Source organism: Chromatiales bacterium (assembly GCA_014762505.1).
GTDB lineage: Bacteria > Pseudomonadota > Gammaproteobacteria > SpSt-1174 > SpSt-1174 > SpSt-1174.
The window spans coordinates 1-25,698 of the sequence record JABURS010000032.1 but is presented as its reverse complement, the minus strand read 5'-3'; the positions used below and the strand labels follow the sequence as shown (position 1 = coordinate 25,698).

Annotated in this window: 31 protein-coding genes; 16 read left to right on the top strand and 15 right to left on the bottom strand. The window is 67.6% G+C overall.

Annotation, left to right across the window (positions count from 1 at the left end; translation table 11 throughout):
• Nucleotides 1-106: 106 nt before the first annotated feature.
• Together HUJ28_05015 and HUJ28_05010 are read right to left on the bottom strand one after the other, a co-directional pair.
• Complete coding sequence (locus HUJ28_05015) at nt 107-430, bottom strand: hypothetical protein (GenBank protein MBD3618813.1); 324 nt, start codon at nt 428-430, stop codon at nt 107-109.
• Nucleotides 431-562: 132 nt separating this feature from the next.
• On the bottom strand, nt 563-766 hold the full coding sequence (locus HUJ28_05010; GenBank protein MBD3618812.1) for a cold-shock protein: 204 nt from the start codon (nt 764-766) through the stop codon (nt 563-565).
• 424 nt (nt 767-1,190) lie between these two features.
• On the opposite strand from HUJ28_05010, the gene HUJ28_05005 reads away from it, so the two are divergent.
• From HUJ28_05005 to HUJ28_04995, 3 genes are all read left to right on the top strand, one after another.
• Nucleotides 1,191-2,474: a DEAD/DEAH box helicase gene (locus tag HUJ28_05005; GenBank protein ID MBD3618811.1), complete on the top strand. Its 1,284-nt coding sequence runs from the start codon at nt 1,191-1,193 to the stop codon at nt 2,472-2,474.
• 9 nt (nt 2,475-2,483) lie between these two features.
• Complete coding sequence (locus tag HUJ28_05000; protein MBD3618810.1) at nt 2,484-2,753, top strand: RNA-binding protein; 270 nt, start codon at nt 2,484-2,486, stop codon at nt 2,751-2,753.
• Nucleotides 2,754-2,861: 108 nt separating this feature from the next.
• Nucleotides 2,862-4,763: an ATP-binding cassette domain-containing protein gene (locus tag HUJ28_04995; GenBank protein ID MBD3618809.1), complete on the top strand. Its 1,902-nt coding sequence runs from the start codon at nt 2,862-2,864 to the stop codon at nt 4,761-4,763.
• 3 nt (nt 4,764-4,766) lie between these two features.
• On the opposite strand, the gene HUJ28_04990 is transcribed toward HUJ28_04995, so the two are convergent.
• A complete protein-coding gene (locus tag HUJ28_04990; GenBank protein MBD3618808.1) occupies nt 4,767-5,180 on the bottom strand; it encodes a hypothetical protein in 414 nt (137 codons plus the stop codon).
• A gap of 316 nt (nt 5,181-5,496) precedes the next feature.
• On the opposite strand from HUJ28_04990, the gene HUJ28_04985 reads away from it, so the two are divergent.
• Nucleotides 5,497-6,099 (top strand): sulfurtransferase, encoded by a 603-nt coding sequence (locus HUJ28_04985; protein ID MBD3618807.1) that lies wholly within the window; start codon nt 5,497-5,499, stop codon nt 6,097-6,099.
• Nucleotides 6,100-6,154: 55 nt separating this feature from the next.
• Here HUJ28_04985 and cls read toward each other — a convergent pair whose 3' ends face one another.
• Complete coding sequence (cls, locus tag HUJ28_04980) at nt 6,155-7,597, bottom strand: cardiolipin synthase (protein MBD3618806.1); 1,443 nt, start codon at nt 7,595-7,597, stop codon at nt 6,155-6,157.
• Nucleotides 7,598-7,791: 194 nt separating this feature from the next.
• On the opposite strand from cls, the gene HUJ28_04975 reads away from it, so the two are divergent.
• On the top strand, nt 7,792-8,199 hold the full coding sequence (locus tag HUJ28_04975) for a bacteriohemerythrin (GenBank protein ID MBD3618805.1): 408 nt from the start codon (nt 7,792-7,794) through the stop codon (nt 8,197-8,199).
• A 1-nt stretch (nt 8,200) separates the two neighbouring features.
• Here HUJ28_04975 and HUJ28_04970 read toward each other — a convergent pair whose 3' ends face one another.
• Nucleotides 8,201-8,839 carry a 2OG-Fe(II) oxygenase gene (locus tag HUJ28_04970; protein MBD3618804.1) on the bottom strand — a complete coding sequence of 213 codons (639 nt, stop codon included), beginning with the start codon at nt 8,837-8,839 and terminating at the stop codon, nt 8,201-8,203.
• Nucleotides 8,840-8,923: 84 nt separating this feature from the next.
• The gene (locus HUJ28_04965) at nt 8,924-9,343 is read right to left on the bottom strand and encodes a hypothetical protein (GenBank protein MBD3618803.1); all 420 of its coding nucleotides are present in this window, start codon (nt 9,341-9,343) and stop codon (nt 8,924-8,926) included.
• Between the two features lie 167 nt (nt 9,344-9,510).
• On the opposite strand from HUJ28_04965, the gene HUJ28_04960 reads away from it, so the two are divergent.
• The gene (locus tag HUJ28_04960; protein ID MBD3618802.1) at nt 9,511-10,770 is read left to right on the top strand and encodes an NAD(P)/FAD-dependent oxidoreductase; all 1,260 of its coding nucleotides are present in this window, start codon (nt 9,511-9,513) and stop codon (nt 10,768-10,770) included.
• Here the strand turns inward: HUJ28_04960 and HUJ28_04955 are convergent, their stop codons facing one another.
• Together HUJ28_04955 and HUJ28_04950 are read right to left on the bottom strand one after the other, a co-directional pair.
• A complete protein-coding gene (locus HUJ28_04955) occupies nt 10,771-11,613 on the bottom strand; it encodes a 23S rRNA (adenine(2030)-N(6))-methyltransferase RlmJ (protein ID MBD3618801.1) in 843 nt (280 codons plus the stop codon).
• Nucleotides 11,614-11,723: 110 nt separating this feature from the next.
• Nucleotides 11,724-11,927 (bottom strand): cold-shock protein, encoded by a 204-nt coding sequence (locus HUJ28_04950; GenBank protein ID MBD3618800.1) that lies wholly within the window; start codon nt 11,925-11,927, stop codon nt 11,724-11,726.
• A gap of 209 nt (nt 11,928-12,136) precedes the next feature.
• On the opposite strand from HUJ28_04950, the gene HUJ28_04945 reads away from it, so the two are divergent.
• On the top strand, nt 12,137-12,982 hold the full coding sequence (locus tag HUJ28_04945) for a sulfurtransferase (GenBank protein ID MBD3618799.1): 846 nt from the start codon (nt 12,137-12,139) through the stop codon (nt 12,980-12,982).
• On the opposite strand, the gene HUJ28_04940 is transcribed toward HUJ28_04945, so the two are convergent.
• Complete coding sequence (locus HUJ28_04940; protein MBD3618798.1) at nt 12,979-14,289, bottom strand: ATP-dependent 6-phosphofructokinase; 1,311 nt, start codon at nt 14,287-14,289, stop codon at nt 12,979-12,981. The genes HUJ28_04945 and HUJ28_04940 overlap by 4 nt on opposite strands.
• Nucleotides 14,290-14,457: 168 nt before the next feature.
• Here HUJ28_04940 and HUJ28_04935 point away from each other — a divergent pair, with 168 nt between their 5' ends.
• Nucleotides 14,458-16,155 carry a diguanylate cyclase gene (locus tag HUJ28_04935; protein MBD3618797.1) on the top strand — a complete coding sequence of 566 codons (1,698 nt, stop codon included), beginning with the start codon at nt 14,458-14,460 and terminating at the stop codon, nt 16,153-16,155.
• Nucleotides 16,148-16,681 (top strand): hypothetical protein, encoded by a 534-nt coding sequence (locus tag HUJ28_04930; GenBank protein ID MBD3618796.1) that lies wholly within the window; start codon nt 16,148-16,150, stop codon nt 16,679-16,681. The genes HUJ28_04935 and HUJ28_04930 overlap by 8 nt, the downstream gene beginning before the upstream one ends.
• Before the next feature lie 35 nt (nt 16,682-16,716).
• Here the strand turns inward: HUJ28_04930 and HUJ28_04925 are convergent, their stop codons facing one another.
• A complete protein-coding gene (locus HUJ28_04925) occupies nt 16,717-17,280 on the bottom strand; it encodes a hypothetical protein (GenBank protein ID MBD3618795.1) in 564 nt (187 codons plus the stop codon).
• Nucleotides 17,281-17,353: 73 nt separating this feature from the next.
• Between HUJ28_04925 and HUJ28_04920 the strand changes: the two genes are divergently transcribed.
• The 3 genes from HUJ28_04920 (at nt 17,354) to HUJ28_04910 (ending at nt 20,035) form a co-directional block, all read left to right on the top strand.
• A complete protein-coding gene (locus HUJ28_04920) occupies nt 17,354-17,770 on the top strand; it encodes a hypothetical protein (GenBank protein MBD3618794.1) in 417 nt (138 codons plus the stop codon).
• Between the two features lie 33 nt (nt 17,771-17,803).
• Nucleotides 17,804-18,886: an App1 family protein gene (locus HUJ28_04915; protein MBD3618793.1), complete on the top strand. Its 1,083-nt coding sequence runs from the start codon at nt 17,804-17,806 to the stop codon at nt 18,884-18,886.
• 75 nt (nt 18,887-18,961) lie between these two features.
• Nucleotides 18,962-20,035, top strand: coding sequence for a TIGR00730 family Rossman fold protein (locus HUJ28_04910; protein MBD3618792.1), 1,074 nt, complete (start codon nt 18,962-18,964; stop codon nt 20,033-20,035).
• On the opposite strand, the gene HUJ28_04905 is transcribed toward HUJ28_04910, so the two are convergent.
• Complete coding sequence (locus HUJ28_04905) at nt 19,953-20,201, bottom strand: hypothetical protein (protein MBD3618791.1); 249 nt, start codon at nt 20,199-20,201, stop codon at nt 19,953-19,955. The genes HUJ28_04910 and HUJ28_04905 overlap by 83 nt on opposite strands.
• A 314-nt stretch (nt 20,202-20,515) precedes the next feature.
• Between HUJ28_04905 and greB the strand changes: the two genes are divergently transcribed.
• Together greB and HUJ28_04895 are read left to right on the top strand one after the other, a co-directional pair.
• Entirely contained in the window at nt 20,516-21,031 is a 516-nt protein-coding gene (gene greB, locus HUJ28_04900) for a transcription elongation factor GreB (protein ID MBD3618790.1), read from the top strand.
• Nucleotides 21,032-21,048: 17 nt separating this feature from the next.
• Nucleotides 21,049-21,609, top strand: a complete 561-nt coding sequence (locus HUJ28_04895) for a DUF99 family protein (GenBank protein MBD3618789.1) — start codon at nt 21,049-21,051, stop codon at nt 21,607-21,609.
• Here the strand turns inward: HUJ28_04895 and HUJ28_04890 are convergent.
• A complete protein-coding gene (locus HUJ28_04890; GenBank protein MBD3618788.1) occupies nt 21,597-21,992 on the bottom strand; it encodes a gamma-glutamylcyclotransferase in 396 nt (131 codons plus the stop codon). The genes HUJ28_04895 and HUJ28_04890 overlap by 13 nt on opposite strands.
• On the bottom strand, nt 21,985-22,431 hold the full coding sequence (locus HUJ28_04885) for a universal stress protein (GenBank protein MBD3618787.1): 447 nt from the start codon (nt 22,429-22,431) through the stop codon (nt 21,985-21,987). Before HUJ28_04885 ends, HUJ28_04890 begins: the two co-directional genes overlap by 8 nt.
• 118 nt (nt 22,432-22,549) lie before the next feature.
• On the opposite strand from HUJ28_04885, the gene HUJ28_04880 reads away from it, so the two are divergent.
• Both HUJ28_04880 and HUJ28_04875 read left to right on the top strand, forming a co-directional pair.
• The gene (locus tag HUJ28_04880) at nt 22,550-23,053 is read left to right on the top strand and encodes an FHA domain-containing protein (GenBank protein MBD3618786.1); all 504 of its coding nucleotides are present in this window, start codon (nt 22,550-22,552) and stop codon (nt 23,051-23,053) included.
• A 436-nt stretch (nt 23,054-23,489) separates the two neighbouring features.
• Nucleotides 23,490-23,687 carry a hypothetical protein gene (locus tag HUJ28_04875; protein MBD3618785.1) on the top strand — a complete coding sequence of 66 codons (198 nt, stop codon included), beginning with the start codon at nt 23,490-23,492 and terminating at the stop codon, nt 23,685-23,687.
• 36 nt (nt 23,688-23,723) lie between these two features.
• On the opposite strand, the gene HUJ28_04870 is transcribed toward HUJ28_04875, so the two are convergent.
• The gene (locus HUJ28_04870) at nt 23,724-25,142 is read right to left on the bottom strand and encodes an HDOD domain-containing protein (GenBank protein MBD3618784.1); all 1,419 of its coding nucleotides are present in this window, start codon (nt 25,140-25,142) and stop codon (nt 23,724-23,726) included.
• A gap of 108 nt (nt 25,143-25,250) precedes the next feature.
• The gene (locus HUJ28_04865; GenBank protein MBD3618783.1) at nt 25,251-25,649 is read right to left on the bottom strand and encodes a hypothetical protein; all 399 of its coding nucleotides are present in this window, start codon (nt 25,647-25,649) and stop codon (nt 25,251-25,253) included.
• Nucleotides 25,650-25,698: the final 49 nt, after the last annotated feature.

Here is a 25,698-nt window from a genome sequence, read left to right as displayed (position 1 = left end):
GGGCATGGGCCGCGCTGGCGAGGTCGGGGGTCACAGCCTGACCGGGATCGGGGGATACTGCTGGAGGGATGGCGGGGTCGGCGCCCCGCCATCGTGGCTGGAGCGCCTAGTCGTGGACGATGATGCGGTGCCTGTCCGCGTCCACGTCGATGGTCATGTGGAACCGGTCGATCTCGGCGGCGATTTCCTTCAGGCGTGGCGCCTGGTTACGGTCGGCGAGGGTGTTGAGGCCGGCCTCGACGTCGCAGCTGACGAGCACGCCGTCGTCGGTGATCTCGCGGCAGTGCAGGGCCTCGCCGTCCAGGTGCAGGTCCATGTCGTCCGGCATGTCGAGGATGAAGGGTTCCAGGCGCTGGATCTGGAGCCTGGCCCTGGCCACGGCATGGCCGTCGTTCCAGGCCAGGTGGGGCATGTTGCTGTAGCCTCTCATGGTGAACCTCCTTGGTCTGCCGTTAGACGTAACAGGGAGTCTAGAAGCCGCTCACCTGTCCGTCCAGCCACGGCGCTGGCATAAAAAAACCCCGCCACAGGGGCGGGGTTCTTGGGGCCTGACTGTCGTTGCCTAGCCGCGAACGACGTTGGCGGCCTGCGGGCCCTTCGGACCCTGCTGGATGTCGAAGGTCACCTTTTCGCCTTCGGCCAGGGTCTTGAAGCCCGAGCCCTGAATCGCGGAGAAGTGGACGAACACGTCGTCGCCACCGGCGTCCTGCGAGATAAAGCCAAAGCCCTTGGATTCGTTAAACCACTTCACGGTACCTGTCGCCATGATGTTCACCTTCTAGAACTACTTAACAAAATGCATGAAAACGGGGTGTTGCGTGCAGATCATGATGGGTCGTTCGGGAGGTAAACCTGGCGGGACACTACCTAAACTGCCTGAACCACAAGCTGCAGCAAAATCACTCTACAACAACCCTTGACGGAAAACTACTGCAAAATGCAGCCTGCCCGGGAGACAAAAAACCCGATAGTTGTAGGGAACCAGGGCAGTTCGTGTTACTCTAAGCCTTCATGTTTGTCGCGGCGTCATTCACGAGGCCGCAAAGTACCCCCGAGACGCAACACTGTGTGGCTGGTACGGCAAACCGGCCGCGGCGCGTCTGTATCCCTCATCGGGTTTTCGCTTCGCACTTCATCGCATCGGACCGCCGGCATACCGGCACGGGTCCATCCAGAGGTATATCCACAATATGTCATTTTCCGATCTTGGCCTGTCGGCCGAGCTGCTGCGTGCTGTTTCCGATCAGGGTTACGACACGCCGACCCCCATCCAGGCCAAGGCCATCCCGATCATCATCGCCGGCCATGACGTCATGGCCAGTGCCCAGACCGGCACCGGCAAGACGGCGGCCTTCACCCTGCCCCTGCTGCAGCGCCTCGGCGCGGCCAATAACGGCGGCAAGCGCCGCGTGCGCATGCTGGTGCTGGCCCCGACCCGCGAGCTGGCCGACCAGGTCGCCGAGAGCGTGCGCACCTACGGCCGGCATCAGCAGCTGCGCACGGCCGTGATCTACGGCGGCGTGAACATCCGTCCCCAGATCAATGCCCTGCAGGCCGGTGTCGACATCGTCGTCGCCACCCCCGGTCGCCTGATCGATCACCTGGACCGTCGCACGGTGGATCTGTCCGCCGTAGAGACCGTGGTGCTCGACGAGGCCGACCGCATGCTCGACATGGGCTTCATCAAGCCCATGGAGCGCATCCTCGGCCAGGTGCCGAAGACCCGCCAGACCCTGCTGTTTTCCGCCACCTTCTCCGACGGCATCCGCAAGCTGGCCCAGCGCTTCCTGCGTTCGCCCGAGGTGATCGAGGTGGCGCGCAACAACTCGGCCGCCGAGTCCGTGGCGCAGGAGGCCCACTGGGTCGATCGTGGCCGCAAGCGCGAGCTGCTGAGCCATCTCATCGGTGCCAACAACTGGCGCCAGGTGCTGGTGTTCACCCGCACCAAGCGCGGCGCCGACCGCCTGGCCCTGCAGCTCTCGCAGGACGGTATCGACGCCATGGCCATCCACGGCGACAAGAGCCAGGGCCAGCGCACCCGTGCCCTGGCGGCCTTCAAGCGCCAGCGCGTGCGTGCCCTGGTGGCCACCGACGTGGCGGCCCGCGGCATCGACATCGACCGGCTGCCGCACGTGGTGAACTACGAGCTGCCGGACAACGCCGAGGACTACGTGCACCGCATCGGCCGCACCGGTCGCGGCGGGCAGCGTGGCTGCGCCGTGTCGCTGGTCGCCGGTGATGAGCGTGGCCAGTTCACCGCCATCCAGAAGCTGGTGAAGGGCAACCTCCAGGCCACGGTGGTGCCGGGCTTCGAACCGACGCCGGGCAGCGACCGTGCGCCGCGCCCCGAGGCACGCCGCGGCAAGCCGCGTCCGTCCGCCCCGCGCGCGCCGCGCAAGGGCTTCGCGCCGAAGGGCGCGCCCCGCAACGGTGGCCAGAAACCGGGCCGACGCGCCTCCCGCAAATCCGTCTAGGAGACAAGCATGCTAACGATGTACGTGGGCAACCTGCCCCCTGATACCCGGGAAAACGATGTGGAGACCCTGTTCTCGCAGTACGGCAAGGTGCGCGGGGTGAAGATGTCGCGTGACGTCTTCTCCGGCAAGTGCCGGGGCTTTGCCTTCGTCGACATGGAGGGGCACGAGGCCCGCGCAGCGATCGCCGGCCTGGACGGCAGCGACTTCAACGGCCGCCCCCTGCGCGTGAACCAGGAGCGCGCCAAGGACAGCAAGGGCCGCGGTCGCCGCCGCTAGTTTCACAGGCTGGCGATGATCCCGGGCCGGGGCGCGATATACACTATCGCCCCCGGCCTTTTTACTGGCATGACCATCTTCCGCACACAGGTACCCTGACGAACCCTTATGGCCCTTCTGACCTTCCGCGATGTCGTCGTCACCTACGGCAACCCGCCGCTGCTGGACCACGTGAATTTCCAGATCGAGCGGGGCGAACGCCTCTGCCTGGTCGGGCGCAACGGCGCCGGCAAGTCCACCCTGCTGCGCCTGGTATCCGGCGAGATCGCGCCCGACGACGGCCAGATCACCCGTAACCAGGGCCTGCGCATCGCGCGGCTGGAGCAGGAGGTGCCGCGTGACGCGACCGGCAGCGTGTTCGACGTGGTGGCCAGCGGCCTGGGCGAGGCCGGCGAGCTGCTGCGCCGCTACCACGCCATCGCCCATGCCATCGCCGAGGACCCGAGCGAGGCGCGCATGGCCGAGCTCGAGCGTTGCCAGCACGCGCTCGAGGCGGTGGATGGCTGGGACATGAACCAACGGGTGGATGCCACCCTCTCGCGCCTGCAGCTCGACCCGGAGGTGGCGATGTCCAGCCTCTCCGGCGGTCTCAAGCGCCGCGTGCTGCTGGCCCGCGCCCTGGTGGGCGACCCCGACCTGCTGCTGCTGGACGAGCCCACCAACCACCTCGACATCGAGGCCATCACCTGGCTGGAGGAGTTCCTGCTCGACTGGAACGGCGCGCTGCTGTTCATCACCCACGACCGCGCCTTTCTCAAGCGCCTGGCCACCCGCCTCATCGAGCTGGATCGCGGGCGACTCACCGACTGGCCCGGCGACTACGACACCTACCTGCGGCGCAAGCAGGAGGTGCTGGACGCCGAGGAGCGGCAGAACGCCCTGTTCGACAAGAAGCTGGCCCAGGAAGAGGCCTGGATACGCCAGGGCATCAAGGCGCGGCGCACGCGCAACGAGGGCCGGGTACGGGCGCTCAAGGCCATGCGCGAGGAGCGCCGCGAGCGGCGCGGCCAGGTCGGCAAGGCCCGCATGCAGATCCAGGAGGCCGAGCGCTCCGGCAAGATCGTGGTCGAGGCCGAGGGCGTGTGTTTCGAGTACGGCGGCAAGCCGGTGATCCGCGACCTGACGACCACCATCATGCGTGGCGACAAGGTGGGTATCATCGGTCCCAACGGTGCCGGCAAGACCACGCTGCTGCGCCTGCTGCTGGGCGATATCGAGCCACAGACCGGCCGCATCAAGCGCGGCGCGAACCTGGAGATCGCCTATTTCGACCAGTACCGCGCGATCCTGGATGAGGAAAAGACCGTGCAGGAGAACGTGGGTGAGGGGCGCGACATGCTCACCATCAACGGCCAGCCGCGCCATGTGCTGAGTTATCTGCAGGACTTCCTGTTCACCCCGCAGCGTGCCCGTCAGCCGGTGCGGGCCCTGTCGGGCGGCGAGCGCAACCGCCTGCTGCTGGCGCGCCTGTTCACCCGGCCCTCGAACGTGCTGGTGCTCGACGAGCCCACCAACGACCTCGATGCCGACACCCTCGACCTGCTCGAGGAGCTGCTGATGGACTACGCGGGCACGGTGCTGCTGGTGAGCCACGACCGCGCCTTCCTCGATCACGTGGTCACCAGCACCCTGGTGTTCGAGGGCGACGGGGTGGTCAACGAGTACGTGGGCGGTTACGAGGACTGGCTGCGCCAGCGGCGTGACCCCGCGGATATACCGGCGCCGGCCAGGCCGGTTGCCGCCCCGGCCGCGGAACGCGCCAGGCCGGCCCCGGCAAAGGCCGCCAGGCTCTCCTACAAGGACCAGCGTGAACTCGATCAGCTGCCCGCGCGCATCGAGGCCCTGGAGGCCGAGCAGGCCGGCCTGCACGAGGCCATGGCCGATCCGGACTTCTACCAGCAGGGGGCGGAGGCGATGGCCGATGCTCAGGCGCGGCTTGCCCGGGTCGAGTCGGAACTCGAGGCCGCCTATGCCCGGTGGGAGGCGCTGGAGGCGCTGCGTGCGGGCTGAGCCTCAGACCACCACGCGCCGGCCCCGGTAGATCACCTCCCGGCGCGGCTCCCCGGCCGGGCCGGCATCGTTGGAGGCCGGTGGCGGCTGCTGCTCGTCCTGCACCTGGCCGCGGTAGACCCGTCCGGGGTTCGCACCGACGAAGCGCTCATGCAGGGGGCTGCGAAACTGCGGCTGCAGCCGCTCCCGGCAGCCGGGACCGCTGACCTCGTAGTGCAGGGCCGTGAGGTGGTCGCAGAGGGCGTAGGCCAGCTGCTCGGCCTTCCGGTCCCGTGCCTCGCGGGCGGCGTCGAAGAGATTTTCCATCACGTGGGGGTCTTCGAGATCGATATCCACGCCGTGGTCGTCCAGCAGCACGCGGCGCAGCTGGATGATGATGCGCATGGTCTCGGCGTCGAGCGGGTCTTCGAATGGCATGTTCGCAGGCGTCCTTTTCCGGTGTCGATGGAAGCGCTTCCAGCAGGTTCTGTGCCAGTGCGGCGGGGACCGCTGCACAGGTGGCAGAGGCAGCCGGCGTGCGCCGGGATGGCGCGCAGGGCGCCGGGAACGTGCCATGGCGGTGCATCACCGCGCCGCTCCCGCATCATGACGCGAACCCGGTCGCGGTTTCGCACATTCCCGTGGTTTCGTGCTTACACCTGACATGCCGGTTGGTGTATCTTGCGCCTGCCTTGGGTATCCGCCTGGGATCCCGGCCAGCAGGACATCACCCCGTCAATATGGAGTTTGACCCATGAAAAAATCCCTTCTCGTCAGTGTTATTGCCAGCCTGATCCTGGTCGTTTCCGCTTCGCTGGCTGTCGCCGCCCAGGGCGCCGACGTGCCGAAGAAGAAGCAGACGACGCTTGGTCTTTATATGAGCGCCAAGGAGGCCTACGACCACATGCAGGCCCAGGGCGACAAGACGCTGTTCCTCGACGTGCGCTCGCACGCGGAAGTGAACTTCCTCGGCATGCCTACCGTGGCCGATGCGAACATCCCCTACATGCAGCTCAGCGAATGGAATGCCTTCGACGACAAGAAGCAGAGCTACGTGATGGACGTGAACAGCGAGTTCGCCAACCAGGTCGAGCGTCGCCTGCAGGCCAAGGGCCTGGGCAAGGACGACACGATCATCGTGCTGTGCCGTTCCGGCAGCCGTTCCGCGAAGGCGGCCGACCTGCTGGCCAAGCTGGGTTATACCCGCGTCTACAGCGTGCTCGAGGGTTACGAGGGCGACAAGGCCAAGGAAGGTCCGCATGCCGGTCAGCGCGTGGTCAATGGCTGGCGCAACCAGGGCCTGCCGTGGACCTACAAGCTCGAACGCAACAAGATGACGCAGATCGCGTCCAACTGAGTCCTCCCCTGTTCCTGCTGGAAAGGCCGCCTTCATGGCGGCCTTTTTTATGCGCTCAAAGCACCGGGGAGAAGAGACGGGCCACGCGACAGGCGATGCGGGCCGGCAGGCGGCGGGCGTTGATCATCTCGGGGGTCAGTGGCGTGCTGGCGGCGAAGTCCTGTTCGAGCATGGCCTCGACCTCGGCGGCAAACCGGGGACAGGCACTGATCACGGTGACCTCGAAATTGAGGCGCAGGGAGCGGTTGTCGAGATTCACCGTGCCGACGGCCGCAATCTCGTCGTCGATGAGCACGACCTTCTGGTGCAGGAATCCCCGGGTATGACGATGGATGCGGATGCCCGCGGGTACCGCATCCGCGTAATAGGCCTGGGCCGCCAGGTGTACCAGGCGGTGGTCCGGTCGCTGCGGTACCAGCAGGCGCACATCCACGCCGCGCAGCACGGCCAGACGCAGGGCGTTCATCACAGAGGAGTCCGGCACGAAATAGGGGCTCACGATCCATAGTCGCCGCCGGGCCATGCCGATGAGCTGGGTGAAGAGCAGGGAGCCGGTCTCCTGTTCGTCGGCCGGGCCGGTGGGTGCGATGAGTACCGGCTGATCGTGGTCCGCCGCGGCCACGGCCTGCCAGGCCAGTGTCGGCACCCTGCCCGTCACCCAGTGCCAGTCCTCGATGAAGGTCAGCTGCGCCGCCAGTACCGCCGGGCCCTCGAGAGACACGTGGGTATCGCGCCAGGGCGACAGGGCCGGGTCCTGGCCGAGGTACTCGTCGCCCACGTTGTGCCCGCCGATGAAGGCCTGGTGGCCGTCGATCACCAGCACCTTGCGATGGTTGCGGAAGTTGATCTGATAGCGGCTGCGTCGGTCGCTGCCGGCATTGAAGGCCTCCATTTCGACGCCGCGTTCGCGCAACGAGTCCACATAGGTGTCCGGCAGCTCGCGGCTGCCGATGGCGTCGTAGAGGAAATACACGCGCACGCCGCGGGCGGCGCAGGCCGCGAGCGCCGCGTGCAGGCGGCGGCCGAGGCCGTCGTCACGCACGATGAAAAACTGCACCAGGACGTAGTCGCGCGCCGTCTCGAGCGCCTCGAAGATGGCGTCGAAGGTGGCCTGCCCATTGACCAGCAGCGCCAGCCGGTTACCGCGGGTAAAGGGGATACGGGCCAGCCGCTCCAGGGCATGAAAGGCGCTGCCCGGTGTACCCAGTGCGGCAAGGTATTGCGGCGGGAAGTCCCGCGCGAGGTTCTGCGCGATATGGTGGATGCGCAGGTCGCCGGCCCGGCGGGCCAGCACGTAGCCCTGGAAGCGGTTGCGCCCGAAGAGGTAGTAAAGCGGCAGGGAGAGCAGGGGAAAACTCACCAGGGCCACCGACCAGGCGATGGCCCCCTGGGAGGTGCGCACCGTCATGATGGCGCGCAACGCGGTGACGATGGCGACCGCCTCGATCAGCGCGAATGCCAGGGGCGCGAGCAGGCCCCAGTTCCAGTCTCCACTCATCCCTGCTCCTCAGGCATGCGACGGGCAATGCCGGCCAGTGTATCAACGCCCCGCGCGGCGTGCTTGTCCGGGCGTCGCGGGCGTGTTTATACTCGCACAAAAAATAAGGTTAAACGAGCGGCGCATGGTCGCCCACAGGGGCATCTCCGCGTGCCCGCATGTGTCTGCTCACGAAGCCGCTGAGAGGGGGAAGCATGACGTTCATGCCCTGGACGGATGAGCTGCGTATCGGTATCGATCTGATCGATGAACAGCACCGCTGGCTGGTCGACAGCACCAATGCGCTGCACGACGAGATCTCGAAGCCCGCGCCCAGTCGCGAGGCCATCGGCGAGATCCTGTTCGGCCTGGTCGACTACACCATGAATCACTTCATTGTCGAGGAAGAGCTGTTCCAGCGACATGGCTACGAGGCGGAGGCCGCGCACAAGGCCGAGCACAACCAGTTCACGGCCAGTGTCACGAACCTGCTGGACCGCCACGAGGCGGGTGAGCAGGTGGACGAGGAGGCGCTCGGCCTGCTCAAGGACTGGCTCACCCACCACATCCTCAAGGTGGACAAGGCCTATGTGCCCTGGATGAAGGCCCAGGGCATCCGTTAGCTCAGAGCGGGGGTGTCTGGGGCAGCGGGCGCACCCTGAACCAGCCGGCGATGCTCAGTCGGCTGCGCTGCGTCACGGCGACCTCGTGCGGGATGCGTTCACTCAGGAAGGTGACCAGCGTGCCGCCCTCGGGGCGAATGGACTCGAAGACCCGGTCGCCGTCATAGAGGTTCAGTTCGCCGCCGTCCCAGGGCCGCCAGCGGGCGTTGAGATAGGCGACGATGGTGACGCGGCGCAGGTTGTTGTTGTTGAAGCTGTCGAGGTGGCGCTCGTAGTGGGCGCCCGGCGGGTAGAGGGCGAAGTGCGCCTCGAAGTCCTCCAGGCCGAGAAACAGCTCGCGGTTCAGGGTCTCCCGCAGCGCCTCCATCTGCGCCAGAAAGGCCTGCTGGGCGTCGGTCTCGCCGGTGAGCCAGCGGATCTGGTCGCCGCGAATGTCTTCACGCAGCTGGCGTTCGCCGTCCTTGCCGATGCGCGCGGCGCGCAGGCGATCTTCCCGGTGCAGCAGGCGCAGTTCGCGGCGCAGGGCGGCTACAAGGGCCGGATCGAAATACCCCGGGCGCAGGCTGTAGCCGTGATCGACGAGGTCGTCGACGACGGCCAGCGGCAGCGTATCGGCGGGCAGGGGCAGGGCGGGTTGCATGCGGGCAGCTCTTTGCAGGGTGATGCCGGCAGGGCATCAGGGCAGGGTGCCCCGGTCGTCCCTCATGGACGACCGGGGCGGTGATTACATCTCTTCCACTTCGTCCAGTTCCTCGGCCTCTTCGTCATCGGCCACGAGGTCGATGTCGAAGTCCTCGAAATCCATCTCCTCGTCCTCGCCTTCCTGCAGGCGCGGCTCTGCTGTGCTGGCGGCGGCAGCACAGCGCTCGGGCAGATTGAGGATGCGGGCCCCGCGGGTCCGGAATTCGTGACGCGCGGCGTCGAAGGCGGTCTTGAGTTCGCTGACCACCGACTGCTCGGCTGCCTTCAGTTCCCGCAGCTTGGGTTCGGCGATGTCGCGACGGTATTCCAGGATCTTGCCGCGCGCCAGGTTGAACACATACAGGGTCTGCGGGTTGCCGGTGTTGAGTCGCTCGTCGATCACCACCGGCGAGCTCTTCTCACCCGCGTCGAGATAACCATACCAGATCGTGGACTTGCTCATGAGACAGGCCTCCAGAGAACAAACCCGGGGCGGAGCGTGGCCCCTGTGCAACGGATATTAGTCATTCATCATTCGCTGTCCAGCAGATTTTTCGGCAGTCAGCGGACCTTTGGGTAGAATGCCCACGTCACCTCCCTGGACCATCTGCCATGCCATCCGTTCCCCAGTTGCAGCAGTACGATGCCGACCTCGCCGTGGTGGGCGCCGGTGCGGCCGGGTTGATGGCGGCGGTATGGGCCGGACGGGAGGCGCCCGGCGCCCGCATCCTCGTGCTCGACGGCGCGCGCCGGCCGGGGGCGAAGATCCTGGTGGCCGGCGGCGGACGCTGCAATGTCACGCATGATGTGGTCGACGAGACCGATTTCAACGGCGGCTCGCGCAACAGCATCCGGCGCGTGCTGCGTGCCTGGCCGGTGAGCGCCACCCGCGCGTTCTTCGAGGAACTGGGCGTGGCGCTCAAGCGCGAGGCCACGGGCAAGCTGTTCCCCGTGAGCGACTCGGCGCGCGACGTGCTGGCGGCCTTTCATGGCGAGTTGCAACGCCTCGGCATCCCGCTGCTCGCCGGTCACAAGGTCGCGCAGATCGAGAGCGTGGCCGGCGGGTTCCGTCTGACGGGCGACTGGGGCGAGTGCCGCGCCCGGCAGGTGGTGCTCGCCACCGGCGGACGCAGCCTGCCCAAGAGCGGCTCGGACGGTTCGGGTTATGCGCTGGTCCAGGCCCTTGGCCACAGTGTGCCGGGGCCCCTGTTCCCGGCGCTGGTGCCACTGGTGCTGGCGAAGGTACACGTGCTGCGCGAGCTGGCGGGAGTGGCCACGCCGGTGCGGCTGCTCGTGCGCAGCGGCAGCGGCAAGCCGCTCGCCGAGGCGGAGGGCGACCTGCTCTGCACCCACTTCGGCCTCTCGGGTCCGGCCGTGCTCGACATCAGCCGTCACTGGCTGAGTGCGCAGCGCGAGGACCGGGCGGCGGGGCTTTACGCCAACTGGCTGCCGGCGCAGGCCGCGGAGGCGGTGGACCGGCAGCTGCGCGAGGGTGGACGCAAGACGGTGCGCGGCCTGGTGCGCCAGTGGCTGCCGCAGCGCCTGGCCGATGCCCTCTGCGCCCTGGCGGGCATCACGCCGGAGGCCACCTGCGCCGAGCTGCCCCGCGACCGGCGCCGCGACTTGCTGGCCCTGCTCACCGACATGCCGCTGCCCGTGGTGGGCGATCGCGGCTACGCCTACGCCGAGGTGACGGCGGGCGGGGTGCCGCTCGCCGAGATCGATCCGCGCAGCATGCGCTCGCGCGTCTGCGACGGGCTCTACCTGGTGGGGGAGCTGCTGGACGTGGACGGGCGCATCGGCGGCTTCAATTTCCAGTGGGCCTGGGCGAGCGGCTATCTCGCCGGCCGCGCGGCGGGCGCCACCCTGCGGCAGGGTGGCGGGCAGTAGTCATTCCCCGATCAACCACTCCACGCGGGTGCCGCCCTCGCCCGCCGGCGAGAGGCGCTGCCAGAGGGCCGGCAGCAACTCGGCGAGCCGGGTGTCGAGCTGCCAGGGCGGATTCACGAACAGCATGCCCGAGCCGTTGAGACGGTCGCGGCGATCGTCCGGCAACACCGTGAGCTCCGCCACCAGCAGGCGTCGCCAGCCGCGCGCCACCACGGAGTCGAGAAACCGCTTCGCGATGGCCCGCTGGTGGATGGGATACCAGACGGCGTAACAGCCGGTGGCCCAGCGCCGCAGGCCCTCGGCCAGGGCCTCCAGCAGGCGGCGGTACTCGTCGCGTCCCTCGTAGGCCGGGTCGATCAGCACTAGGCCGCGGCGCTCGGGCGGCGGCAGGAAGGCCTTGAGGGCCTGATAGCCATCCTGCCGGTAGGTACGCACCTGCCGGTCGTCGGCAAACGCCCGTTCCAGTACCTCGTGGTCCTTGCGGTTGAGTTCGCAGAGGATCATGCGATCGCCGCTGCGCAGCAGGTGTCGGGCGACGCGTGGCGAGCCGGGATAATGACGCAGCTGGCCGTTCGGGTTCAGTGCCTGCACGGCGGAGAGATAGGGGGCGAGCAGGGCCGGGTTGTCGTCCCGCCCCCACAGGCGCCCGATGCCATCGTGGTATTCGCCGGTGGTTTGCGCCGCCTCCTGCGCGAGGTCGTAGCGGCCGCTGCCGGCATGGGTCTCCAGATAGCAGAAGGGCTTGTCCTTGCGCTTGAGGGCCTCCAGCGCAAGCGCCAGGGCGGCGTGCTTGAGGACATCGGCGATGTTGCCGGCATGAAAGGCGTGGCGATAGCCGAGCATGGGGATTACCGGATCATACCCGGGACGCGGGCGGCGTGATCACGCCGCCCGTGCGCGAGCGAGGTGTGGGCGGTGACACGGGCCCGGGGGCACGCCCCGGGCCCGTCCTGTCACTCGGGGACGACGTTGGCGGCCTGCGGACCCTTCGGGCCCTGCTGCACCTCGAAGCTGACCTTCTGGCCTTCACGCAGGGTGCGGAAGCCCTCGGCGGTGATGGCGCTGTAATGCACGAAGACGTCAGGGCCGCCATTGTCCTGCGCAATGAAGCCGAAGCCCTTGGTCTCGTTGAACCACTTGACGGTACCGGTAGCCATGCTGCTTTTCCTCGAGAACGCGAAAAAATCCTGTTGCCACTCGACACGTTGACCAGGCGCAGGCTGCCGCCCGGGCATTGTCGACGTGTCGGGATTTATTATCATGCAGCTTTTACGGGTGTGAAAGGTTTTTTGGCCGCGTATCGATGAAGACTTCGTGACGCGCGCCTGTCCTGTCATAGCCTTTTGCATCGGAAGGAGAGGACGCCATGTTCGATACGCTGGTGGAACTGCGCTGGTTGCAGGCGCATCTGCAGGACCCGGGGGTGGTCGTGGTCGACTGCCGCTTTTCGCTCGCCGATCCGCAGGCGGGGCGCCGGGCCTACCTGGCGGGGCATGTGCCGGGTGCCGTGTATGCCGACCTGGAGCAGGACCTCTCGGGGCCGGTCGGGCCGGATACCGGGCGGCATCCCCTGCCTGAACCGGCACAGCTCGCCCGCCGCTTCGCGGCCTGGGGGATCGGGCCCGGTACCCAGGTGGTGGCCCTGGACGATGCGGGCGGGGCGATGGCCGCACGGCTCTGGTGGCTGGCGCGCTGGCTCGGGCACCGGCAGGTCGCCCTGCTGAACGGTGGCCATGCGGTGTGGCAGGCTGCGGGCCTGCCGCTGGAGACCGGCGAGGTGACGCGGCCGTCGGCCGACTTCGTCGCGCGGCCCGATGCGGACCGCTGGGTGGATGCCGGTTACGTGGCCGAGACGCTGGCCCTCGGGCAGGGCGTGCTGATCGATGCGCGCGCCCCCGCGCGTTTTGCCGGGGAGGAGGAGCCCATCGACCCGGTGGCCGGGCATGTGCCGGGGGCACTGAACCGGCCCTTCACCACCAATCTCGACGAGGCGCAGCGCTTCCTGCCACCGGATGCCCTGCGCGCGGCCTTCCTCTCGCTACTGGGTGATGCCCTGCCGAGCGAAGTGATGCACATGTGTGGATCGGGGGTGACGGCCTGTCACAACCTGCTGGCGATGGAGGTCGCGGGCCTGCCCGGGTCGCGGCTGTATGCCGGCTCCTGGAGCGAGTGGATCAGGGACCCGGCGCGGCCGGTGGCGCGGGGTGATTAATCGTCCTGCGGCGGATCGATCCGCGCCGGCTGCCCGGTATTCTCCAGCACGGCATGCCACAGTTCGCCCTGGGGATTCACGCGCCGGGTCTGGCCCTCCAGTGCCTGCATGGGGACATGGGTCATGCGGCCGTGCCAGTAGCCGATGAGCATACCGGTCTTGCCGGCCATGGCAGCATGCGCGGCGGCACGGGCCAGGCGGTCGCAGTAGATCTGGTCGGTGGGGTTGGCGGGGGTCGAGCGGATGAGATAGCTCGGATCGATGTACTTCATCGTCACCGGGGTGCCGGCCTCGGCGAAGTGCTGTTTGATGCGATCGCGCAGCAGCACGCCGATGTCCCCCAGGGCCTGGTTTCCCGAGGCATCCGTGCCCAGTGTCTCGGTATCGAAACAGTCCTGACCGGCCCCCTCCGCGGCCACGATCACCACGTGATTCTTGCGTTCGAGCCGTTCTTCCAGCCAGCGCAGGAGGCCGTCCAGCGCGAAGGGTACCTCAGGTATCAGCACCAGGTTGGCATTGCCCGCGGCCAGCGCCGCGGTGGCCGCGATGAAGCCCGCATGACGCCCCATCAGCTTCACCAGGCCGACGCCGCGCGGTGAACCCTTGGCCTCCACCTCGGCGGCACGCACCGACTGGGTGGCAATGGCCACCGCCGTCTCGAAGCCGAAGGCGCGGCGGACGAAGGGGATGTCGTTGTCGATGGTCTTGGGGATGCCGACCACGGCGATGTCGAGCCGGCGATCGTGCAGCTCCCGTTGAATGGCCGCTGCACCGCGCATCGTGCCGTCGCCGCCCACGGTGAAGAGGACGTCGATGCCCAGCGCCACCAGGGTGTCGACCAGCGTGGCGGTCGGTGGCGTGCCGCGCGAGGAACCGAGGATGGTGCCGCCTTCCAGGTGGATGTTGCTCACCCGTTCGGGGGTGAGGGCCAGCGGCGGCTGGGCGTCCGGGCTCAGGCCGTTGTAGCCGTAACGGATGCCGAGGATGTCGCGGCAGCCGTAGTGGTACCAGAGCTGCATCACCAGGCCGCGGATCACGCTGTTCAGGCCGGGGCTGAGTCCGCCGCAGGTGACCACCGCGGCGCGTACCCGCTCGGGCTCGAAGTGGATCAGGCGCCGCGGGCCGGCCACCTCGAAGCCGTTGGGCTGCGCGCCGGTCTGTATGGCCTCCTCGAGGCCACTCAGATGGGGATCACAGAGCAGGCGCTCGCGATCGTCGACGAAGTGGAAGTCGCCCTCGCTGGCCATGGGGTTGTCGATGCGGCAGGCGCCGAGTTGATCGATCTCAAAAGATTGGCGGAAATTCATGGCAGGGGGCGGTTTTCCGTCGTGTCGCTGGACGTATCGTGATAGAGCTATTCAGGACGCATCGCCAGAGACTGTCAAGGTCGGCGACAGACGAACCTGCTTGCGGCTATCATTTTGCCTCCTGCAGACAGCGCGAAGGAATGCATCGGACGGGGCATAAAAACGCCAGTGACAGACAACCGCACCGCATTCATCTATTCGCGCAGAATCCGCCGGGTGCTGCTGGCGGCGTTCGCAGCCACGGGCATCACGCTGGTCGTCACCGTCTCGCTCGGAGTGGTCGGTCTGCATAGCACCCAGTCGTCGCTGATCGAGGTGGCGCAGGAGGAGCAGGTGGCCAATCAGTCCCTGTTTCGCATGCTGGACGCCGCACGGCGACGTCTGGCGATACTGCACGATCTGCAGGCCAGCGAGACGACCGACCCCTTCCTGTTCGAAGAAAAGGTGCAGACCTTCTACGCACTGGGGACCGAGTTCGCCATGGCGCGGTCCGAGCTGCTTGCCCTGGGGCTGCCGCCGACGGAACAGGCGCTGCTTGCCAGCCAGCGTGAGATCGCCCTGGAGATCGTCGCATTTCAGGAGCGGATCATCGATCTGCTGCGTGGCGGCGAGCACGATTTGGCCGGTCGCCTGCTGGTCGAGGAAGTGCAGCCACGCCAGACACGGATGCTCGAACGGCTGGAGGTGGCGCTGGCCTTGCATGCCGGGCGTACGCACGAGCAGACCCTGCAGGCCACCCTGTTGTCCCGGCGCGTCTACTGGCTGTTGCTCGCTTTCGGCACCATCGGTATCGCCCTGGTGGCGGGCATTGCCGCGCTCACGGTGCGCCAGGTGGCCCGTGGCACGGCCACCATCGAGGACCAGGCGGTGCGGCTCGATGCGATGCTCAAGGAGAACGAGTTCCAGCGCCAGGCCACCGACCGTCACAACATCGTGAGCATTGCCGATGCGGCCGGCGACATCATCTATGCCAACGACAAGTTCTGCGAGGTGAGCCAGTACTCCCGCGCCGAACTGATCGGCAACAACCACCGCCTGCTGCGTTCCGGTGTGCACGATGATGACTTCTACCGGCAGATGTGGGAGACCATCACCGAGGGATGCATCTGGCAGGGGGAGATCTGCAACCGCCGCCGTGATGGCAGCCTCTACTGGGTGGCCACGACCATCGTGCCCTTTCTGGATACGGAAGGGCTGCCGTACAAATACGTCTCCGTGCGTACCGAGGTTACCCGCATAAAGGATGCAGAAGCCATTTTGCTGCGTGGCAAGGAGGAGCTCGAGGCCATGGTGGCCGAGCGCACGGCGGCACTGGAAGCGACGAATGCCGAGCTTGCGCACGAGATCCGTCAGCGCGAGAAGCTGCAGGCCGAGCTGGAGGCGCTGGCCACGACCGACAGCCTCACCGGGGTGGCCAATCGGCGCGAGTTCAACAACGTCCTGCGTCACGAGATCAGCCGTGCCGAGCGCTATCTCTCCCCGCTGTCCCTGGTCCTGATGGATATCGATCACTTCAAGAGCATCAATGATCGCTATGGTCACCAGGCGGGTGATGCGGTGTTGCGTGCCTTTGCGCAGCTGGTTGGCGACAACGTGCGTGAGCAGGATGTGCTGGCACGCTGGGGTGGCGAGGAATTCGCACTGCTCTGCCCGGTGACCACGCTGGCCGATGCCGAGCAGCTGGCGAACAAGCTGCAGGCGCTGCTGCGCGCACAGGAGTTCCCGCATGTCGGGCGCCTGAGCTGCAGCTTTGGCCTGTCCGAATGGTGCGAGGGCGGGCCGCCCGGCGAGTTCATCGGGCGGGCCGATGTCGCCCTGTATCAGGCCAAGGAGGGGGGGCGTGACCGGGTGGTGGCTCATGCCTAGAGCGGCGCGCAATCTCCTGCTCGAGGAGATCGAATACCGGATCGAGCGTACCCGCCGCGGCGTGTGGCGACGCTATCTCTATCCCGATGGCCGGGCCTATGCAGAGTTCGTCTCACATGCCCGCTTCGCCGGCTGGCCGCTGCTGCACTACACCCGCGGCATCTGCCCGGAGACGGGGCGGCGCAAGGTGGCGCGTGGCGTGCTGGCCGTCGGCCGTGTCGCCGTCGGTGGCGTTGCCGTGGGGCAGGCGGCCTTCGGCCTGCTGGCCATTGGTCAGCTCGGTCTGGGCCTGCTGTTCGGGCTGGGGCAGGCGGCCACGGGGGTGTATGGCATCGGCCAGCTGGCACTGGCCCTGGAGTTCGGCATCGGGCAGCTGGCGACCGGTGCCACCGCCATCGGCCAGATTGCACTGGGCGAGTACGTGCTGGCGCAGATCGGTTTCGGTACGCATGTCTGGGATCAGTCGGCCACAGATCCCGAGGCGCGGCGCCACTTCATCGAACTCTGGATGCGCCTGCGCGGCTAGTCCTCGGCGGGTGCGTCCGGCAGGGTCAGCGTGGCCTAATCGCCCAAGGCCTGGCGCATCTCGCGGATGGAGGGCGGGATCGCATCGGCCGGGTCGTCCTCCCCGCCGCGGCAGACCAGGCGATAGACATCGGGCTGCTCTGGCGAGCGCAGGCGCATCTCCACCACGTACATGATGTAGCTGGGACCGTCGTCGTCGGCGGCCAGCCCCATCCCGCCCCACGGCCCGATCCCAAGGCCGATACCGAGGTGTCGGCCGGCGTCCACCAGGCGTACGGGATCACCTCCGGCGACCTGGTCCTGGCGTATGAGCACGCGCTGCACCCGAAACTCGCCCGGCAGGATGCGGCGTACCGTCTCGTCCACGGTAAGTACCTCGAACTCGCAGTTCGGGTAGTACAGGTTGCGTGCGGTGTAGGCAACGATCTGCCCGTTCTGCAGGAAGATGCGGGCCCGGCCCGGCGGGATATCGATGGCGCGATGCACCGTGACCGTCGTGCCCGCGGGTGGGTGATACCAGGGCGAGGTCTCGTCGCGCGGCAGGGTCCCCTGGCAGGCCGCCAGCAGCAGGGTCGCGAGTATGGTGAACAGGGTCTTCATGCAGTCTCCTTGCGACGGCTCGTGTCCATGGGGGTGATCGTTTATGCTTGGGCCATTCAGGAGGATAGTGCAGATGAAGAGAATCCGTCAGCTGCTCATCGGCTGCGTGGTGCTGGCCCTCGCCACCCTGCCCATGGGCTGCAAGAAACACGAGCTGCGCGAGCGCGGCGACGCCCTCAACTACTCGATCCAGGTCTATGGCTCGATGGTGCGCTGGGGCGAATGGCCGGATGCCGCGGCCTATCACAAGCCCCGCGAGGGCGAGCCGGAATTGCCGGACTTCGAGCGGCTCGACGGCATCCGCGTGACGGATTACAAGATCCTCGGCAGCGTCGGCAACCCCGACTCTGGCGAGGCCGTGGTGGAGACCCGCATCGACTATCACCTGGAGTTCGACAACCGCATCCGTACCCTGCACCAGCGACAGCAGTGGTATTACAGCGAGGATGACGAGCGCTGGTGGCTGGAAAGCCCGTTCCCCGATTTCTGAGTGCCCCTCACGCGTTTACAGCGCATCACCGGCATGTTCTGGCGCAGGGTCCTGGCCGGGGCCGCGGGACTCGGTCTGCTGCCGCTGGCCTATGCCGACCCGCTGGCCGACCCGGTCAAGCCTGACGAGGATCTGCTGCTGTTCCCCACGCTGTGCTGGCCGGCCGAGGCCGGCGACGGCTGGCAGGCCGAGTTGCATGCCTGGGTGTACGAGCCGCCGCTGATCGAGGCACGGGAGGCCTGGCGCTGGCTGGCAGGTGAGGTGCCCGTCGAGGACGGGGAGGAGATCTTGCTCCGGGAGCGCCTGCGCTGGTTCCTGGTGGACAACGAACGGGGCAAGCGTCTGCGCCTGCAGGTCGGCGCAACGGAGTTCGTCACGCCGCCGACCACGCCCGACGGACACACCCGTGCGCAAGTCTCATTGACCGAGCCGGCCGCAGCGGTGCGTTACCAGGCGCCTGACGGGCGGCAGTTCGCCGCGCCCCTCGCCTGCGCCCCGCGCGGTGGCGTGAGCGTGATCTCCGACATCGATGACACGCTCAAGATCAGCGAGGTGCACGATGCCCGGGCGCTGCTCGCCAACACCTTTCTCCGGCCCTGGCAGGCCGTCGAGGGCATGGCCGGTCTCTACAAGGAGCTGGCGAGCCATCCGGGCACACGTTTTCATTATCTCTCGGCCAGTCCCTGGCAGCTCTATGTCCCGCTGGCGGACTTCTTCGCCGCCGAGGGGCTGCCCGAGGGCAGCTTCCATCTCAAGTCCTTCCGTCTCAAGGACCGCAGCTTCTTCTCGCTGTTCGCCGATCCCTATGCCTACAAGCTCGGCCTGCTCGAGGGCCTGTTCAGCCGCCTGGACGGGCGCCGCTTCATCCTGGTGGGTGATTCCGGCGAGCAGGACCCGGAGGTCTACGCCGAGATGGCGCGGCGCTATCCGGGGCGGGTACGCGCCATCGTGATCCGTGAGGTCGGCGCGGTGGAGCCGGCCGTGGCCGATGCGCGTTATGCGGCGGCCTGGGACGGGCTGGATGACGTCGCCCTGTACCGGTTTGCAGGCGACGTCCCCGACGAGCTGCGCAAGGCCCTGTCTGCCCTGGCCGCCGCCGATGAGCCGATACCCTGAGTGGCGCCGGCTGCATGCCCGAACGGGATTTTGCCGGACCTGCTGTTACCGCTGTTACGACGAGAAAGGACAACCATGATCCAGGACCTCAAGGGCGACGAATCCTGGCGCCTGTTTCGCATCATCAGTGAGTTCACCGAGGGCTTCGACAAGCTCTCCGACCTGGGCTTCGCCGTCTCCGTGTTCGGCTCGGCGCGACTCACGCCGGACGATGCGTATTACCAGGCGGCGCAGACCATCAGCCATCGCCTCGCCGCCGCCGGCTTTTCCGTGATCACCGGCGGTGGGCCCGGCATCATGGAGGCCGCCAATCGCGGGGCCGCCGAGGGGGGTGGCAGTTCGGTGGGGCTCAATATCACCCTGCCGACCGAGCAGAGGCCCAACCCCTACCAGAACGTGTCGCTGGAGTTTCGCTACTTCTTCGCGCGCAAGGTGATGTTCGTCAAGCACTCCATGGGCTACGTCTGCCTGCCCGGCGGTTTCGGCACACTGGACGAATTCTTCGAGGCGCTCACGCTGCTGCAGACCCACAAGGTCTACCCCATGCCGCTGGTGCTCTACGGCAGCGAGTACTGGCAGGGACTGCTCGACTGGATTCGCGGCACCATGCTGCGCCATGGCGCGATCGGCGAAGAGGACCTGCGCTACATCGAGCTATGCGATGAGCCGGAGCAGGTGGTCGAGGTGATGCTGAGACACCGCGACTGGAAGCTCGGCAAGATCGCCGACGCGGAGGAGCGGGGCACGGAGACTCGCTGTGCGTGCTCGCCAAACCCTCGTGGCTGGACTAGTCTCGGTGGATACGCCGGGCTGGCCCGGCTGACAGGGATGCGGCAATGGACAGGCGGGAACCGGGAAAACTCAAGTACATCAACGGCATCCCCTACCTCAGCGGACGCGATGTCCGCATCGAGGAGGCACCCCTGCCATCCCTGGCCGAACGCGTGCTGCTGGCGAGTCAGGCGCTCTTCGGGCGGCGATTTGGCGGTGCCGTGCTCGTCCTCCTCCTGGTGGCCCTGGCCGCGACCCTGGGTGCCCTCATCGACCTGCTGTTCCTGCACCCGGTCTAGGCCACGGCCGTACGGCGCCGCTTCCAGCCACCCCCGCTGTTTTCCTTTTCGGCCTCGCTGGCCTTGCCGGGCGGGGTGATGTGCAGGGATTCCTGTCGGGGTACCGGCGACCCGGCCGGGATGGCGGGCATCGTGGCCCGTGCGGTCGTGGTGGCCGGTTCCTGGAAGGCGAGGCCGGATGCGGCGGCCAGGGCCAGCCAGGCCGTTGCCAGGACGATGCCGTTGCTGAGCTGCTGTTTCTTCATGCCGAGGTCCTCCGGTTGATGGAGGCCCCGGCCATCTACCCCGGTGCTGCCCCCAGTCGGTCTGGACTCCCTTCATCGTACGCGTGGCGGGCTCAGCGTGTCTCGGCCGGCCGCGCAGGGTATGCTCACTGCTTCCTTCACCCTATGCCCTGACTTTAGCAAAGCCTGGGAAAGTGTGAGCTGGTTCACAGGCCGGGCGGCGTGAAAAAACGGATGAGGTTGCCTGTCGGTCCGATGGACGGCAGGCGATCCTTGGCCGACTGCCCCACCTGCGGCACACTCGCTGCAGGTACCGGATGGGATGGTTTATTCGAATGGGACGTTATCGCGCGCCGCTCGGGCGCGGTTCACCGTATATCACCCCGGAAGGGGCGCGGCGTCTGCGCGAGGAGCTGCACCAGCTCTGGAGCGTGGAGCGGCCGCAGGTGACGAAGGCGGTGCAGGAGGCGGCGGCACTGGGCGACCGCTCCGAGAACGCCGAGTACATCTACGGCAAGAAGCGCCTGCGCGAGATCGATCGCCGGGTGCGTTTCCTGCAAAAGCGGCTGGCCGAGCTGAAGGTCGTGGACCGGGCGCCGGACGACCCCGACCGGGTCTTTTTCGGCGCCTGGGTGAGCCTGGAGGATGCGGCAGGGGAACAACGACGCTATCGCATCGTCGGGCCGGACGAGTTCGACGCCGAGCCGGCCTACATCAGCATGGACTCGCCGCTGGCACGCGCCCTGCTCGGCAGGCGTATCGACGACGAGGTGACGGTCTCCCTGCCGCGGGGCGAGGAGACCTGGGTGATACTCGACGTCGACTATGATGCCCCGGCGGCGGGCGCCTGATCCGGGAGGGGAGCAGCGTGTCCATCTCGCATGTGATCGGCTTCGACGACGCCCCCTTCGCCCGCGCGCACCGCGGCGATGTGCGGATCGTCGGCACGGTCTATGCCGATGCCCGCCTGGACGGTGTCCTCAGCGGCCGGGTGCGCCGCGACGGGCGCAATGCCACCGAGGTGCTGACGCGCCTGGTCGCAGGTTCACGCTTTCGCCGCCACCTGCAGCTGGTGATGATCCAGGGCATCGCCTTCGCCGGCTTCAATGTGATCGATATCCATGCCCTGCACGAGGCCCTGCAACTGCCGGTACTGGTGGTGGCGAGGCAGGCCCCCGACCTGCCGGCCATCCGGCGGGCGTTGCTGGAGAAGGTCCGTGGCGGGGCGCGCAAGTGGCGCCTGATCGAGGCCGCCGGGCCGATGGAGCCCCTGGCGGGCGTCTACGTGCAGCGCGCCGGCCTGAGTCTCGATGCGGCCGGCGAGGTGCTGGCGCGCTTCGCGCTGCATTCGCGGATACCCGAGCCGCTGCGTGCGGCCCATCTCATCGCGGGCGGCCTGGAGGCGGGCGAGAGTCGTCACCGCGTATGAGCGCCGCGGCGGGTGATGGCGGTGAAGTCGCCGCCCGGAATGCGCGGCAGATCCGCTGCCGCGGGGGTGTAGAGATAGATCCAGGCCGTGTAATGCCGCGGTCCGGCACGGACCTCGCGCTGCACGCGGGCAAAATCGGGGCCTTCGTAGTCGTCCAGGATCTGCAGGCAGCCCGGACGGAGGAGCTGGTAGAGCTCGCCATGGACGACCTCTCCCGGCTGCATCGCGTCCCGGGCGCCGGGATACCAGCTCACGCGATACAGGCGGCCGGCAAAGACGGCAGGCCCCAGCCGCCGGGCATGGCGCTGTAATACCTGCGACATGGGATGATGGCTATCCTGTCGCAGCGTGCCATAGACGAACAGGTACCGCGGCTCAGGCATCGTCGCGAATGCGCACCGCGAGGACGTCGCAGGGCGCATGGTGCAGCACCGCCGCCGCCGTGGAGCCCAGCAGGCGACCGATGCCGCGGCGACCGTGTGAACCGATCACGATCAGGTCCGCCTGCTGTTCGCGGGCATAGCCCACGATCTCGTCGCGCGGGTTGCCGGTGAGCAGGTGATGCAGGATGGGCGGGTCGGCGAGACGGGCCGCGAGCTTCCCGAGCTGCTGGCGATGCAGCTCCACCAGTTCCTGCTCGTTCACGCCCCAGCTCACCGAGCCCAGGGGGGTGTCGGCGATGTCCAGCGGGGGGAAGTACTCGAAGACGTGGATCAGCGTCAGGCGCGCCTCGTGCCGGCGCGTGAGATCCATGGCGCGCTCGAGCACCCGCTGCGAGGCGGCCGAGAAATCGACGGCGGCGATGATGTGCTGGTAGGACATGTGACTCCATGCATGCGGAGAAGACGTGTCGCGCCGTTGAAGCACGCTTGTTGCCGCATCGGCACAACCTTATGCTTGTTATAATTCATCCACGATACCCTGTCATCGACACATGCCCATGACCGAGAGACGCAAAGGCGACCGTCGTCGCTATGGCCAACGACCGAACTACCCCCTCGTGGACAGTGACGGCAACCTGATCACCCGGAACCGTCGCCGGGTCGTGGAGCGCCGCTACCGGCAGGCGTCGGAGGAGGAGGTGGTCGAGGCGGCACCGGCCGTGGCCGAGACAACCGCCGGGTCGCGGCTGGTCCTGAACCTGTCGGGCCAGGAGGTGGCGCTGGAGGCCCCGGTGAGCGGGTTCGTGGTCGGTCGTCACAGCGAGAGCGACCTGCGTGCCGATTCCAAGACCGTGTCCCGGCGGCACCTGAGCATCAGCTGGGATGGCGGGCACTTCGTCGTGACCGACTCGAGCAGCAATGGCACCTTCGTGGTGGACGCCGCTGGTGTGACCCACCACCTCAGTGGCGAGCACCTGGCGCTGTCGGGTGGTGGCGTGATGTACCTGGGGCTGCCGCCGGACGATCCCCGGGCGGTGAAGCTGGCCTACCACCTGGCCTGATCGTCTTTCCTTCCCGGCCGGCCGGTCGGCTGGTCGATGTGCTGGCGGGCCCGTCGTGACTCAGGCCCGTCCGTTTCCTGCGGCCGCTGTGGCCGGCCTGCCACGCACTCAGTTATAGAGCAGATGCACGGTGTAGACGAAGGCGGCCACCAGGGTGGCGGCGCGGGCGATGCGTGCAAACGTGATCTGCGGCTGGTGGTGCACATGCGTTCTGTAGGCGCGCATATCCTTGTCCTCCTGTCGCGGAAACTGCGTGGAGGGTGATTATGTGCCCTTCGTGCCGACGGGCTGTGGCATCGATCACATCCCGGTGGCTGGTGTGGGGGCATCGTGCAGGAACTGTGCGCGCAATCACGCGCCAGGCAGCGTCGCGCTTGACTCGGTTCTTTTTATTCAATAGGTTATGATTCGTACTTAATGCACAGGATAAAAAGACATGTCCAATGTACTAAGTTTTCGAGGCCAGCCGCATCCCGCCCGCCGGGCGACCGACCGGGGGGCGACGGTAGACGGGACGGAATTCCCGATCCTGGATCGCGATGGCGACATCGTGCGCGCCGACCGGCGCATTCCCGAATCACCGCAGAGCAACATCGAGGTGGAGTGGCTGCCGGTGGCGGAGATCCGCCTCTAGCAGGTCATCGAGAGGGCCTGTTCGGGGAGGCCCGCCCTAGCGGGGGTCGAGATAGGCCAGCCCCAGGCTGGCCTGCCGGCCGAACAGGCGAAAGCCCTGGTAGTCGGCCTCGCCGAGCGGCGGGGCATCGGGGGCGTTTCCCTGGTCCGCGTACAGCAGGCCGATCATGTGACCGGGCAGGCCGACGGGCATGAGAAAGCAGGCCGGTTCCCCGACGGCGCGCGCCAGCACGGCGTCACGGCCCTCGCCGGCCCTCAGCCACGCCGGCTGGCCGGCCTGCAGCAGCTCCTGCAGGCGCGGGGCCGTGGCCAGCGAGAGCTGCAGATCCTTGCGCAGTGCATCGGCGTCCTGGCCGAGGGCAATCTTCGTCACCAGCTGCTGCCGGTTCTTGCTGAGCAGCAGCAACGCCACCCGCGCCAATCCCACGCCGCGATAGATCCCCTCGGTCACCATCTCCAGCAGCAGCCCCGCCTCGGTGCGTTCGCCGAGCAGGGCCGCGATCTCGCCCAGTATCTGCAGTTGCACAGTCTGTCGGTCCGGTACTGCCACCGGCTGATTCGGGCTGTTTGTCTCGGCGGCCACGGCCTCCAGCATCGACGTATCCAGACCGTAGCCGGCCACCAGCTCCCGTGCGGCCTGCAGGCTGGCGTGGATGCGTTCACGCACGTCGCGCGGCCTTTGCTGCAGCAGCTCGGCGACCTTCTCGGCCAGTTCCAGCTGACGTTCGCGCTGCCCGCGTGCCAGTGCCTCGCTCACCTCGTTGGCCCGCCGGATCAGGCGGCCGAGGGCGGACCTGCCGTGCTCGGGCGACAGTGTCTGGTCCAGCAGCGGGCTCAGGTGCCAGTCCCGGCTCAGGGCACAGGTGAGTTCGGCCAGCGTGAAGCCCAGCACGGCGCGCTGACTGGCCTCGTCGCCTATGCCGCCGTTCCCCGCCCGGCGGATGATCTCCAGGGCCTTGTCGGGTGCATGGGTCCACAGGGCGATCTCACCCAGGTTGAAGAGCAGGGCGGCGATGAAGACGTCCTCCGGCTCGAAGTCGCCGATCTGGCTGGATCTGAGCAGCTCGGCGAAGGCTCGTGCCTGGACGCCGGCATGCAGCGAGCGGGCGATGGCGGCCAGGGCCTCCTGCTGGGCATCGGCCCCGCCGAAGGCGTCGAGCACGGTCTTGGAGACGCAGATGGTGAAGATGGCATTGAAACCCAGCACGACCACCGCACGACTGATGGTGCTGATGCGATGGCGGGTGGGATTGTAGAAGACGGTATTGGCCACGCGCAGGACCTGGGAGGTCATGGCCGGGTCGCGCAGGATGACAGTTGCCAGCTCGTTGGCCGTGCTGCCATCGCGTCGCGCCAGCGCCGCGATCTGCCGGTCCGTTTCCGAGAGTATCGGCAGGCCGCCATGCCCGATGCGGGCGAGCCAGGTATCGAGCTGGGTGGAGACGGGCGGGGCCATGGGCATCCTTTCTCGGGGTTGGGCCATCAGCAGCCTGTTATAGCGGAAACCGTCCCGTCACCACCAGCCGGCCAGGTACAAAAGGGCCGATTGCCCGGATGGCCCGTATCAGCGCGTGCGCAGTACGTGGGTCTCGCCGCTGCCCGCGCAGCGCAGCTCGGTGCGCGAGGCGGCCTCGCAACGCAGGCTGCGCCCGGGCTCCAGCCAGCCTTCCTCGGCACGCAGCCCGGGCGGCACGACGCCGCCACTGTTGCCGCGGCGGTCCACGTCCGTGACGTTGTAGATGTAGTTCACGCCGAAACGCCCCTCCGGGTCGAAGCCGCTGAGGGTGGCCTTGGTGGTGAAGGTCACGTCCTGCCCGTCCAGGCCGCGGGTCTGCTCGCTGGAAAAGCACACAACGTCCTCGCCGGATACCAGGCAGCGGGTGGTCGCCGAGGGCAGGAACAGTGCCGGTACACCGGTTGCGCTCCACTGGCCGTTCATCACCACGTCGCGGATGTCCGGCATGGCCGGGCGCGCCGGGGGGGGCGGCGTGGGCGCCGGTCTGGGGGCGGCG